The following is a 12,357-nucleotide window of genomic DNA, read 5'->3' as shown; positions in this document are numbered from 1 at the left end:
TCGGATGACGATAGGAGAAGCCGTACGGCTGTCAGAGCGACACGCCGAAACGGGCCGCCAGGGCGTCTCGCTGCCGCCGTACGAACGCCGCGTCCACCACCGCTCCGTGACCGGGCACGTACAGCGCGTCCTCGCCGCCCAGTGCGAGAAGGCGGTCCAGGGCCGCCGGCCACTGGGACGGTACGGCGTCCGGGCCCGCCTGGGGCTCGCCGGACTCCTCGACCAGGTCGCCGCAGAAGACGACCTCGGGCGTGCCGGGGACCAGGACCACCAGGTCATGGGCCGTGTGGCCGGGGCCGACGTTGGCCAGGAGGACCTGGCGGCGGGGGCCGAGGTCGAGGGTCCACTCGCCGGAGACGTGGTGGCGGGGCGGCACCAGGGTGTCCACCGCCTCGTCGGCCACGCGCGCGTCCAGACCGTTGCGTACCGCGTCCGCGCGCAGCTCCGCCCGGCCGTGCGGCCCGTACACCGAGTCGATGCCCACCGCGCCGTAGACCTCCGCCCCCGCGAACGCCGCAGCCCCGAGGACATGGTCGAAGTGCGGATGCGTCAGCGCGAGATGGGTCACACGGTGACCGGCGAGCGCCTCCGCCCGCATCCGCAGCCGCGCCCCCTCGGCCAGGCTCGACCCGGCGTCGACCACCAGCGCCGTACCCTCTCCGAGGACCAGGCCGGCCGTACAGTCCCAGCCCGGCAGCCGGCACCGGCCCACCCCGGCCGCGACCCGCTCCCACCCGAGCTCTTCCCAAGTCACCGTCATACCGCGACGCTAGCTCTACAACCCGTCACAGCAGGACCGACCTTGCCCGGGGAGTACCCCACCGCCGTACACTGGGGCCGGGAACGCTGGCACTCGGACGGACAGAGTGCCAGGCGAGGCGCCCCGGGGGACTGGGGGACGACTTCTGGAGGTGAGCGCGGATGCTGAGCGAACGCAGGCTTCAGGTGCTGCGCGCCATCGTCCAGGACTATGTCGGCACCGAGGAGCCGGTGGGGTCGAAGGCCCTGACCGAGCGGCACAACCTCGGCGTCTCCCCGGCGACCGTCCGCAATGACATGGCGGCGCTGGAGGACGAGGGCTTCATCGCTCAGCCGCACACCAGCGCCGGGCGTATCCCGACGGACAAGGGTTACCGGCTCTTCGTCGACAAGCTGGCCGGCGTCAAGCCGATGACCGCGCCCGAGCGGCGTGCCATCCAGAACTTCCTCGAGGGCGCCGTCGATCTCGACGACGTCGTCGCGCGGACGGTGCGGCTGCTCGCCCAGCTCACGCGGCAGGTCGCCGTCGTGCAGTATCCGTCGCTCACCCGGTCCACCGTGCGCCATGTCGAGCTGCTCTCGCTCGCTCCCGCGCGCGTGATGCTCGTGCTGATCACGGACACCGGGCGGGTCGAGCAGCGGATGGTCGACTGCCCGGCGCCGTTCGGCGAGACGTCCCTGGCCGATCTGCGGGCCCGGCTGAACAGCCGGATCGCGGGCCGGCGCTTCACCGATGTGCCGACGCTCGTCGAGGACCTCCCCGAGGCCTTCGACCACGAGGACCGCGGCACGGTCTCGGCCGTTCTCTCCACGCTGCTGGAGACGCTGGTCGAGGAGAACGAGGAGCGGCTGATGATCGGCGGCACCGCCAATCTCACCCGCTTCGGACATGACTTTCCCCTCACGATCCGGCCCGTTCTGGAGGCCCTTGAGGAGCAGGTCGTGCTTCTCAAGCTCCTTGGCGAGGCCGGGGATTCGGGCATGACCGTACGCATCGGTCATGAGAACGCCTATGAGGGACTCAACTCCACGTCCGTGGTGTCGGTCGGCTACGGTTCGGGCGGCGAGGCAGTCGCCAAGCTCGGCGTGGTCGGACCGACCCGCATGGATTACCCGGGAACGATGGGAGCGGTACGCGCAGTGGCACGGTACGTCGGACAGATCCTGGCGGAGTCGTAAGTGGCCACGGACTACTACGCCGTTCTCGGCGTGCGTCGCGACGCGTCGCAGGAAGAGATCAAGAAGGCCTTCCGGCGGCTCGCTCGCGAGCTGCACCCGGACGTCAATCCGGATCCGAAGACCCAGGAGCGGTTCAAGGAGATCAACGCCGCTTACGAGGTGCTCTCGGACCCGCAGAAGAAGCAGGTCTACGACCTCGGCGGCGACCCGCTGTCCCAGGCGGGCGGCGCGGGCGCGGGCGGCTTCGGGGCCGGTGGCTTCGGGAACTTCTCGGACATCATGGACGCGTTCTTCGGTACGGCGTCGCAGCGCGGTCCGCGCTCGCGTACCCGCCGTGGCCAGGACGCCATGATCCGTCTGGAGATCGAGCTCGACGAGGCGGCCTTCGGCACCACGAAGGACATCCAGGTCGACACGGCGATCGTCTGCAACACCTGTAATGGTGAGGGCGCCGCGCCGGGGACCTCCGCGCAGACGTGTGACATGTGCCGCGGGCGCGGTGAGGTGTCGCAGGTGACGCGGTCCTTCCTGGGCCAGGTCATGACCTCGCGGCCGTGTCCGCAGTGCCAGGGCTTCGGCACGGTGGTTCCGACGCCGTGTCCGGAGTGCGCGGGCGACGGTCGCGTACGGTCGCGTCGCACCCTGACGGTCAAGATCCCGGCCGGTGTCGACAACGGCACGCGGATCCAGCTCGCCGGTGAGGGCGAGGTCGGGCCCGGTGGCGGTCCCGCCGGTGACCTCTACGTCGAGATCCATGAGCTGCCGCATGCGATGTTCCAGCGGCGCGGGGACGATCTGCACTGCACGGTGACGATCCCGATGACGGCGGCGTCCCTCGGCACGAAGGTGCCGCTGGAGACCCTCGACGGGCTGGAGGAGGTCGACATCCGCCCGGGCACCCAGTCCGGCCAGTCGATCCCGCTGCACGGCCGGGGCGTCACGCATCTGCGCGGCGGCGGCCGGGGCGACCTGATCGTCCACGTCGAGGTCCAGACCCCGTCCAAGCTCGACCCCGAGCAGGAGCGGTTGCTGCGCGAGCTGGCGAAGCTGAGGGGCGAGGAGCGGCCTCAGGGGCAGTTCCAGCCGGGGCAGCAGGGGTTGTTCTCGCGGTTGAAGGATGCTTTCAACGGGCGCTGACCGTGGGGGGCCGAGGCTTCTGGTCTCGCCCCCGCCGCCCCTACCCGTCCCTCCCCCAGAGGGGGGACCCCCACTGGGGGCTGCGCCCCCAGACCCCCCGTCGGCCTGAAAGGCCTCGTCCTCAAGCGCCGGACGGGCTGAAGAATTGGCCTATGCCACTGGGAAGGGTGGATTCGGACTTGTTCGGAGGACGTGACAACATGCCGTCATGTCCTCCGCGCTGACCGATCTTTTTCCCCTTCCGATCGTGCAGGCCCCCATGGCGGGCGGTGTCTCCGTGCCGACGCTTGCCGCTGCCGTGGCCGAGGCCGGTGGGCTGGGGTTTCTCGCCGCCGGGTACAAGACCGCCGATGGCATGTACCAGGAGATCAAGCAGGTACGGGGGCTCACCGGCCGCCCGTTCGGCGTGAATCTCTTCATGCCGCAGCCGGAGTACGCCGACGCGGCGGCCGTCGACGTCTACGCCCATCAGCTGGCCGGAGAGGCCGGCTGGTACGAGACCGAGCTCGGGGACCGCGACAGCGGCCGTGACGACGGCTACGAGGCCAAGCTCGCCGTCCTGCTCGACAACCCGGTACCGGTGGTCTCCTTCCACTTCGGCGTGCCGAGCCGTGACGTACTCGACTCCCTGCGCCGGGCCGGAACCTTCACCCTCGTCACCGCCACCACCGCCGAGGAAGCCCTCGCCGTCGAGCGGGCCGGTGCCGACGCGGTGATCGCGCAGGGCGTCGAAGCCGGTGGACATCAGGGCACGCATCGCGACAACCCCGAGACCGACGGCACCGGCATCGGGCTGCTCTCACTCATCGCCCAGATCCGCGAGACCGTCACCATCCCCCTCGTCGCCGCCGGCGGCATCATGCGCGGCAGCCAGATCGCCGCCGTGCTCGCCGCGGGCGCGAGCGCCGCCCAGCTCGGCACCGCGTTCCTCGCCACCCCCGAGTCCGGCGCCAACGCCGTCCACAAGCAGGCCCTGACCAACCCGCTGTTCGCACGCACCGAGTTGACGCGGGCCTTCTCCGGCCGCCCCGCGCGCGGGCTCGTCAACCGCTTCATGCGCGAGCACGGCCCGTACGCCCCCGCCGCCTACCCGGAGATCCACCACCTCACCTCACCGCTGCGCAAGGCGGCCGCCAAGGCGGGCGACGCGCAGGGCATGGCGCTGTGGGCGGGACAGGGCCACCGCATGGCACGGGAGCTGCCCGCCGGGCAGCTCGTGGAGGTACTGGCGGCCGAACTCGCCGCCGCCAGGACAGCGTTGTCGGCCTTTCAGGAAGGCGGTGCGGGCTGATGACGGCGCCGGTCTTCGTGGTCGAGCACCTCGACGCGGGACAGGGCGGCCGGTACGTCCTCGAAGGACCCGAGGGCCGGCACGCGGTCTCCGTGAAGCGGCTGCGCCCCGGCGAGGACGTCGTCCTCACGGACGGCGCCGGGCGCTGGGCGGACTGCGTGGTGCTGGAGACCGAGGGCAAGGACCGGCTGATCCTCCGGGTCGACTCCGTCGCCGAGGAACCCGAGCCGCGGCCGCGCATCACCGTCGTACAGGCGCTGCCCAAGGGCGACCGGGGTGAGCTGGCCGTCGAGACGATGACCGAGGTCGGGGTCGACGGGATCGTGCCGTGGTCGGCGTCCCGGTGCATCACGCAGTGGAAGGGCGAGCGCGGGCTGAAGGCGCTCGGCAAGTGGCGGGCCACCGCGCGCGAGGCCGGCAAGCAGTCCCGGCGGGTCCGCTTCCCCGAGGTCGCGGACGCGGCAACCTCCAAGCAGATCGCGGCACTGCTCGCGAAGGCCGACTTCGCCGCCGTACTCCATGAGAGCGGGACCCAGCCGCTGGCCGCCGCCGAACTGCCCACGGAGGGTGAGATCGTGCTGGTCGTCGGGCCGGAAGGGGGTGTGTCTCCCGAGGAGTTGGCGCTCTTCGAGGAGGCCGGGGCGCGGGCGTATGTGCTCGGGCCCACCGTGTTGCGCACCTCGACCGCCGGGACCGCGGCGGCCGCCCTGCTCCTCGGCCGTACCGGTCGCTGGGGCTGACCCGAGGGAGACCGCCGTGGAACTCGCCCAGGTCCGGCTGCTGGTCAGCGACTTCCCCGCCTGCTACCGCTTCTACGCCGACGTCCTCGGCCTGAAGCCGCAGTCGGGGTCGCAGGAGGGGCCGTACGAGAAGTTCAGCCCGGCCACGGGTGCGGCGGGGATCGCGTTGCAGGACCGGTCGATGATGGCCGAGGTACTGGGCGAACTCGGCGACACGGCCACGGGGCATCGCTCGCTGGTGGTGCTGCGGGTGGACGATCTGGACGGTTACTGCGAGCGGATCGCCGAGCGCGGGGCGGTGATCGTCCATGGTCCGGCGCAGCTGACGGATCGTATGCGGGTCGCCCATCTCAAGGATCCCGAGGGGAATCTGGTGGAGCTGCAGGAGTGGCAACTGCTGGTCGGTTAGCACCTCTTGGTCGCCGGGTTCTTCGCCGGGATCAGCTGGACGTCCTCCCGGCGGACCGCGAAGGACTCCTGGATCAGGCCGTTCTCGCGGGCCGGGTCCCACAGCCAGATCCAGTCGCCGGTGGTGCCGAAGGACAGGACCGGGTGGTCGGTCGGGGCCGGGCCGTTGTACACGGCGAGCGGGGCGTCCTCGGCTACCGGACGCAGGCACATGAAGTGGCCGTAGATGCCGAAGTAGGCGGGCGGTTCGTCGCCGACGCGGGCGGCGTTCTCGGCGGCCCGGCCCGCCGCACTGGCCGCCTTGCTGGTGCCGAGGCCGACCGCGGTCAGGGCGTAGACGACGGCCAGCAGGGTCGCGAGGACGGCGGCGAAGAAGCGGTTGCCGCTGTCCCGGCCGAGGTGGAGGTGGCGCAGCCAGCCCACGATCGCGAGGAAGAACAGCGCGCTGCCCAGGGCGAGGCCCATGGGCTCGGCGGCGACCAGATAGGTGCCGAGGCGCCCGGTCGGCACGGCGTCGGCACGGATGTCGAAGCGGTCCAGATACGCCGAGTGCATCTGCCCGCCCAGCCAGTGCACCATCGACCACACCACCGGCACGGACAGCGGCAGCAGCCAGGCGGCATGGCGGGTGAAGACCGTCCGGCGCACGGCGAGGACACTTCCGGCGCCCGTGAACGCGGCCAGGGCCAGCACCAGCAGCGCCGCCCACAGCACCTGCGGCTCGGTGTCCCGGCCCACCAGCGCCCCGAATGCGGCCAATGCCGAAGTCCCGGCGACCCCCGCGGCCCACTGGACCGGCCGGCCGCGGTCCCGGGTCTCCTTCGCCGCCCGGCCCAGCGGCAGCGCTCCCGCCGCGCTCAGCAGGGCGGGCAGCAGCTTCCACCAGCCGTCCGCCCACATGACGTACATGCCGCAGCCGACCGCCAGCACGATCCCGACCGCGCCCGCCGCCACCCACGCCAGCCGGACCCGGCGCTCGTGCGGGGTCTCGTCCAGCGGCGGGTTCGCGTCCGAGTACCCCGGCACCCGCAGCCCGTGCGCCGCCGGATCGAAGTCGCGCCCGCCCAGCGTGCGCGCGGACAGCTCGGTACGCGCGGCCTGCTGTGACTCCGGGCCCGCCGGGACGGTCACCGCCCGCTGCTCGTCCGTCAGGCCCAGCCAGATCAGCAGACGTCGCCAAGTCGGCTGTACGCGGTGGACGTTGTACGTCGTGGTCGCCGGGCGTGGGTGCTCGACCAGCGCCGCATCCCGCACCCAAGCCCCCAACTCCGCCTGTCTGACCAGCCGTTCCACCTCCATCGTGGCCGTCCGCAACGCGCCGAAGCGGGCCCCGTGCAGCCGGACCTCGACGACAAGCGTGGTCCGGTGTGCGACGGCCGACTCCTCCGCCGGACGCACCGCCCATCGCCGCTCCTCGAACAGCCCGGTCACATACGCCACTTCGTCCGGCTGATCGACCACGTCGACAAGCATCCGCACCCGGCGCCGGCGCGGCGGTGCGGGCGGTGAGGTCGCCGGGTCCGGGGCCGGGTCCGTGACCGATGGGGGGTCGGCCGGGGTGCGTGGGGACGGCAGAAGGCGGGGCGAGCGGATCCGCGGGGGTGTCAACGGTCCTCCGGTACAACGGCAGTTGGACGGCACTAGATTGTGACGTGCGGGAGTGCTGAGTGTCCGTATGCGCTCTACCGCGGCGGCCGGGACAGTGGCAGGCTGCCCTCCATGGGGGTATTGAGGCGGATTTGGGTTCGCCCGCGCGGGGCACGTGTGGCGGGTGCGGCGGGACTGGTCGTGGTCGCCGTCGGCGGGGCCGTCGCGTGCGACGCCGTGGGGATGAGCACCGCGTCCATCGCGTGGACCACCGACCAGACGGTGACCCGGGAGCTGGAGCGCCAGAAGGCGGACGTCCAGTGGCTCACCTGTACCGCCTCCTACGGCGACAACGGCGACGGATCGACCCCGACCGCGGGCGAGGAGACGGTCGCCGAGGTGGACTGCACCGGCAAGACCAAGGACGGCAAGGACATCACCGTCGACGGGATTGTCACGCGGGCGATCGACGGCAAGTGCGTGCGCGGGCACCTCACCGCGAAGGTGGGCGGCAAGGTGTGGTTCGAAGTTGACGGCCTCGGCGACTGCGACGGGACTCCGTCGCCGGTCTCCCCGCCGAGCGGCGGAGCGCAGCCAGGTCAGCCCACCGTCACCGTGACCGTCACCAAGACGCTGTGGTGCAAGGAGAATCCGCAGTGCTGGCCCGAGGGCAAATGAGCAAGTGATCGGAAACCCCTTACCCGAGGTCACGCGTCTGCGTAGGGTGATCGGGTGACTCAGCCTGCCGCGTATCTCCGGTACCCGCATCCGCACGGCGAGTTGGTCGCCTTCACCGCCGAGGACGATGTCTGGCTCGCCCCCTTGGACGGCGGCCGGGCCTGGCGGGTCAGCGCCGACAACATGCCGGTCACCCTGCCGCGTATCTCGCCCGACGGCACCACCGTCGCCTGGACCTCCAGCCGGGACGGCGCCCCCGAGGTGCACACCGCCCCCGTGACCGGCGGCCCCTCCACCCGCCTGACGCACTGGGGCGCCCGGACCCGGGTGCGCGGCTGGACCCCTGACGGACACGTCCTCGCGACCAGCAACCGGGGCCAGGCGAGCCGGGACCGCACCTGGGCGCACGCCGTCCCGCTCGACGGCGGACCGGCGACGACGCTGCCGTACGGGATCGTCGGCGATGTGGCGTACGGGCCGCACACCGTGCTGCTGTCCGCGACCATGAGCCTGGAGGCGGCCCACTGGAAGCGCTACCGGGGCGGCCGGATGGGCAAGTTGTGGATCGACCGGGAGGGACAGGGCGAGTTCGTCCGGCTGCACGAGGAGCTGGACGGGAACATCGAGTACCCCGTCTGGGCCGGTGACCGTATCGCCTTCCTCAGCGACCACGAAGGGGTGGGCGCCCTCTACTCCTCCCTCGCCGACGGCTCCGACCTGCGCCGCCACACCCCGGTCGACGGCTACTACGCCCGCCACGCCGCCGGAGACGGCACCCGCGTCGTCTACGCCTCGGCCGGTGAACTCTGGCTGCTCGACGACCTGGACGGCGCCGAACCGCGCCGACTCGACATCCGGCTCGGCGGCCAGCGCACCGACCGCCGCCCGCACCCGGTCAGCGCCGCCCGCTGGTTCGGCGCCGCCGCCCCCGACCACACCGCGCGCGGCAGCGCCGTCCTGGTGCGCGGCTCCGTCCACTGGGTCACCCACCGCTCCGGACCGGCCCGCGCGCTCGCCGCCGAACCCGGCGTACGGGCCCGCAAGCCCCGCACCTTCCGCGTCGACGGCGAGGAATGGGTGGTGTGGGTGACCGACGCCGAGGGCGACGACGCGCTGGAGTTCGCTCCCGCGACCGGCCTCGCCCCGGGCGCGACCCCGCGCAGGCTCGCCGCCGGACAGCTCGGCCGCGTCCTCGGCCTCGCAATGGCCCCCGACGGCAGCCGGGCCGCCGTCGCCTCGCACGACGGACGGGTGCTCCTCGTCGAACGGGAGACCGGCGAGGTCCGCGAGGTGGACCGCAGCGAGGACGGAGATGTGTCCGGCCTGGTCTTCTCACCGGACTCGGCGTGGCTGGCCTGGTCGCACCCCGGCCCGACCCCGCTGAGCCAGCTGCGCCTGGCCAACACCACGGACCTGTCGGTCACCGAGGCGACCCCCCTGCGCTTCCAGGACTACGCCCCCGCCTTCACCCAGGACGGCAAGCACCTCGCCTTCCTCTCCGCCCGCTCCTTCGACCCGGTCTACGACGAGCACGTCTTCGACCTGGCCTTCGTGGCCGGCTCCCGCCCGTACCTGATCACGCTGGCCGCGACCACACCCTCGCCGTTCGGACCGCAGCGGCACGGGCGCCCCTTCGACGCGCCCGACAAGGACGAGACGCCCGACAGCGAGGGCACCCCGACCACCCGCATCGACCTAGAAGGGCTCGCCGACCGGATCGTGCCGTTCCCGGTCGAGGCCGCCCGCTACACCCACCTGCGCGCCGCCAAGGACGGCGTCCTGTGGCTGCGCCACCCCGTCACCGGCGAACTCGGCGCGTCCAGGGCCACCCCGGACGACCCGGATCCCAAGTCCGAGCTGGAGCGCTACGACCTCGTCCAGCAGCGCGTGGAGCATCTGGCCGCCGACGCCGACCACTTCGAGGTCAGCGGCGACGGCAAGCGGGTGCTGCTGTGGACGGACGGCCGGCTGAAGGTTGTACCGAGCGACCGGCGGGCCTCCGGCGACGAGGACAGCGACTCCAACATCACCGTCGACCTCGGCCGCGTACGGCAGTTGATCGACCCGGCCGCCGAGTGGCGGCAGATGTACGAGGAGACCGGCCGCATCATGCGGGACCACTTCTGGCGCCCCGACATGAGCGGCGTGGACTGGGCGGGGGCGCTCGACCGCTACCGCCCGGTCCTGGACCGGCTGGCCACCCACGACGACCTGATCGACCTCCTCTACGAGGTCCAGGGCGAACTCGGCACCTCCCACGCGTACGTCGTCCCGCGCGGCGGCTCCGGCGGCGGCCCCCGCCAGGGCCTGCTCGGCGCCGACATCTCCCGCCGCGAGGACGGCACTTGGCGCATCGACCGCATCCTCCCCTCGGAGACCTCCGACCCCCACGCCCGCGCCCCGCTCGCGGCACCCGGGGTGGCGGTACGGGCCGGGGACGCGATCGTCGCGGTGAGCGGCATACCGGTGGACCCGGTGACCGGCCCCGGCCCACTGCTGGTCGGCACGGCGGGCAGACCGGTCGAGCTGACCGTGTCCCCGGCGGGCGGCGGCGAGCTGAGGCACGCGGTCGTGGTCCCCGTGGCGGACGAGGAACCCCTGCGCTACCACGACTGGGTGGCGGGCCGGCGGGCGTACGTCCATGAGCGGAGCGGTGGACGGCTCGGCTACCTCCACGTCCCCGACATGCAGGCGCCGGGCTGGGCGCAGATCCACCGGGACCTGCGCGCGGAAGTGGCCCGGGAGGGGCTCGTCGTGGACGTCAGGGAGAACCGCGGCGGCCACACCTCACAGCTCGTCGTGGAGAAGCTGGCCCGGCGGATCGTCGGCTGGGGAGTGCCGCGGGGCATGCGGCCGTACGCCTACCCCGAGGACGCCCCGCGCGGCCCGGTCGTAGCCGTGGCCGACGAGTTCTCCGGCTCGGACGGCGACATCGTCAACGCGGCGATCAAGGCACTGGGCATAGGCCCGGTCGTCGGCACGCGCACATGGGGCGGGGTGATCGGCATCGACAGCCGCTACCGACTCGTGGACGGCACGCTGATCACCCAGCCGAAGTACGCGATCTGGCTGGAGGGTTACGGGTGGGGGGTGGAGAACCACGGGGTGGACCCGGATGTGGAAGTGGTGCAGCGGCCACAGGACTACGCGGCGGGGGTGGACGCCCAGTTGGACGAGGCGGTGCGGATAGCGTTGGAGGCGTTGGAGGAGCGGCCGGCGAAAACTCCGCCCGGATTGCCTACTTAAGACGACTACGATTCCCCCGTACTGATCACCTGGCGTGAGGAGGCACACGCACATGGCTGGAGAACCGCAGGAAGACTGCCTGTTCTGCAAGATCGCAGAGGGCCACGTCCCCGCGACGGTCGTCCGCGAAACCGACACCACCGTGGCCTTCCGGGACATCAACCCCCAGGCCCCCATCCACATCCTGGTGATCCCCAAGGCGCACTACCGCAACGCGGCCGAACTCGCCGCAGCCGCCCCCCAACTCGCCGCCGACGTCCTCCGCGACGCAGGTGAGGTAGCCGCGGAAGAAAAGCTCGAAAGCTACCGCATCGTCTTCAACACCGGCGCCGGCGCAGGCCAGACCGTCTTCCACGCCCACGCCCACCTCCTCGGCGGCCGCGGCATGCAGTGGCCCCCCGGCTGAAAAGATGTCCGTACGCGAACTCGTGGTCCTCGGCACCGCCAGCCAGGTCCCGACCAGGCACCGCAACCACAACGGCTACCTCCTGCGCTGGGACGGGGAGGGCATCCTCTTCGATCCCGGCGAGGGCACGCAGCGCCAGATGCTGCGCGCCGGCGTCGCCGCCCACGACCTGAACCGGATCTGCGTCACGCACTTCCACGGCGACCACTCGCTCGGCCTCGCCGGAGTCATCCAGCGGATCAACCTCGACAAGGTCCCGCACGAGGTGACCGCGCACTACCCGAAGTCGGGGCAGCGTTTCTTCGACCGCCTGCGGTACGCGACGGCGTACCGGGAAACGGTCGACATCCAGCAGCTGCCGGTGGCGCAGGACGGGGTTCTCGCCGAGACACCCGCCTACACGCTGGAGGCCCGAAAACTCTCCCACCCCGTCGAGTCCTACGGCTATCGCCTGATCGAGCCCGACGGCCGCCGGATGCTGCCCGACCGGCTCGCCGCGCGCGGCATCAAGGGCCCGGACGTGGGCCGGATCCAGCGGGAGGGTGTCCTCGGGGACGTCCGGCTGGACGAGGTCAGCGAGGTGCGCCGCGGTCAGCGGTTCGCGTTCGTCATGGACACCCGGCTGTGCGACGGGGTGCACGCGCTCGCCGACGGCTGCGATCTGCTGGTCATCGAGTCGACCTTCCTCGACGAGGACACCGACCTCGCCGTCGAACACGGCCACCTCACCGCGGGACAGGCGGCCCGCGCGGCGCGGGACGCGGGCGTACGGCATCTGGTGCTGACGCACTTCAGCCAGCGCTACTCCGAGCCCGACGAGTTCGAACGGCAGGCGCGGGCGGCAGGGTTCGAGGGGGAGCTGACGGTGGCGCACGATCTGCTGCGGGTGCCGCTTCCGAAGCGCAGATAAAGCAGCCGTACGATGC

Annotated in this window: 11 protein-coding genes; 9 read left to right on the top strand and 2 right to left on the bottom strand. The window is 72.0% G+C overall.

The annotated features are described in order from the left end of the window. Positions 1-31: 31 nt before the first annotated feature. The gene (locus OHT76_RS14930) at positions 32-760 is read right to left on the bottom strand and encodes an MBL fold metallo-hydrolase (protein ID WP_328871313.1); all 729 of its coding nucleotides are present in this window, start codon (positions 758-760) and stop codon (positions 32-34) included. A 161-nt stretch (positions 761-921) separates the two neighbouring features. Here OHT76_RS14930 and hrcA point away from each other — a divergent pair, with 161 nt between their 5' ends. From hrcA to OHT76_RS14905, 5 genes are all read left to right on the top strand, one after another. After that, positions 922-1,938, top strand: coding sequence for a heat-inducible transcriptional repressor HrcA (hrcA, locus tag OHT76_RS14925; RefSeq protein WP_328871312.1), 1,017 nt, complete (start codon positions 922-924; stop codon positions 1,936-1,938). Further along, on the top strand, positions 1,939-3,075 hold the full coding sequence (dnaJ, locus tag OHT76_RS14920; RefSeq protein WP_328871311.1) for a molecular chaperone DnaJ: 1,137 nt from the start codon (positions 1,939-1,941) through the stop codon (positions 3,073-3,075). A 208-nt stretch (positions 3,076-3,283) separates the two neighbouring features. Further along, a complete protein-coding gene (locus tag OHT76_RS14915) occupies positions 3,284-4,366 on the top strand; it encodes a nitronate monooxygenase (RefSeq protein ID WP_328871310.1) in 1,083 nt (360 codons plus the stop codon). After that, positions 4,366-5,106 (top strand): 16S rRNA (uracil(1498)-N(3))-methyltransferase, encoded by a 741-nt coding sequence (locus tag OHT76_RS14910; protein WP_328871309.1) that lies wholly within the window; start codon positions 4,366-4,368, stop codon positions 5,104-5,106. Before OHT76_RS14915 ends, OHT76_RS14910 begins: the two co-directional genes overlap by 1 nt. Positions 5,107-5,122: 16 nt before the next feature. Then, entirely contained in the window at positions 5,123-5,515 is a 393-nt protein-coding gene (locus OHT76_RS14905) for a VOC family protein (protein WP_328871308.1), read from the top strand. On the opposite strand, the gene OHT76_RS14900 is transcribed toward OHT76_RS14905, so the two are convergent. After that, entirely contained in the window at positions 5,512-6,975 is a 1,464-nt protein-coding gene (locus OHT76_RS14900) for a hypothetical protein (protein WP_328871307.1), read from the bottom strand. The two genes, OHT76_RS14905 and OHT76_RS14900, sit on opposite strands and share 4 nt — an antisense overlap. A 258-nt stretch (positions 6,976-7,233) precedes the next feature. Here OHT76_RS14900 and OHT76_RS14895 point away from each other — a divergent pair, with 258 nt between their 5' ends. From OHT76_RS14895 to OHT76_RS14880, 4 genes are read left to right on the top strand one after another with little or no spacing between them, the layout of a single operon-like run. Next, positions 7,234-7,779 carry a hypothetical protein gene (locus tag OHT76_RS14895; protein WP_328871306.1) on the top strand — a complete coding sequence of 182 codons (546 nt, stop codon included), beginning with the start codon at positions 7,234-7,236 and terminating at the stop codon, positions 7,777-7,779. Positions 7,780-7,833: 54 nt separating this feature from the next. Then, entirely contained in the window at positions 7,834-11,025 is a 3,192-nt protein-coding gene (locus tag OHT76_RS14890; protein WP_328871305.1) for a S41 family peptidase, read from the top strand. A 52-nt stretch (positions 11,026-11,077) separates the two neighbouring features. Beyond that, entirely contained in the window at positions 11,078-11,431 is a 354-nt protein-coding gene (locus tag OHT76_RS14885) for a histidine triad nucleotide-binding protein (protein ID WP_328871304.1), read from the top strand. 4 nt (positions 11,432-11,435) lie between these two features. After that, positions 11,436-12,341: a ribonuclease Z gene (locus OHT76_RS14880; RefSeq protein ID WP_328871303.1), complete on the top strand. Its 906-nt coding sequence runs from the start codon at positions 11,436-11,438 to the stop codon at positions 12,339-12,341. Positions 12,342-12,357: the final 16 nt, after the last annotated feature.

The organism is Streptomyces sp. NBC_00287 (assembly GCF_036173105.1).
GTDB lineage: Bacteria > Actinomycetota > Actinomycetes > Streptomycetales > Streptomycetaceae > Streptomyces.
Note: the sequence above shows the minus strand (reverse complement) of the source record. Positions and strands in the feature narration are given on the sequence as shown.

Coding starts and splice junctions, on each gene's coding strand:
- OHT76_RS14930 (WP_328871313.1), bottom strand. CDS start 760: ATGACGGTGACTTGGGAAGAGCTCGGGTGGGAGCGGGTCGCGGCCGGG.
- OHT76_RS14880 (WP_328871303.1), top strand. CDS start 11,436: ATGTCCGTACGCGAACTCGTGGTCCTCGGCACCGCCAGCCAGGTCCCG.
- OHT76_RS14885 (WP_328871304.1), top strand. CDS start 11,078: ATGGCTGGAGAACCGCAGGAAGACTGCCTGTTCTGCAAGATCGCAGAG.
- OHT76_RS14910 (WP_328871309.1), top strand. CDS start 4,366: ATGACGGCGCCGGTCTTCGTGGTCGAGCACCTCGACGCGGGACAGGGC.
- OHT76_RS14895 (WP_328871306.1), top strand. CDS start 7,234: ATGGGGGTATTGAGGCGGATTTGGGTTCGCCCGCGCGGGGCACGTGTG.
- OHT76_RS14915 (WP_328871310.1), top strand. CDS start 3,284: ATGTCCTCCGCGCTGACCGATCTTTTTCCCCTTCCGATCGTGCAGGCC.
- hrcA (WP_328871312.1), top strand. CDS start 922: ATGCTGAGCGAACGCAGGCTTCAGGTGCTGCGCGCCATCGTCCAGGAC.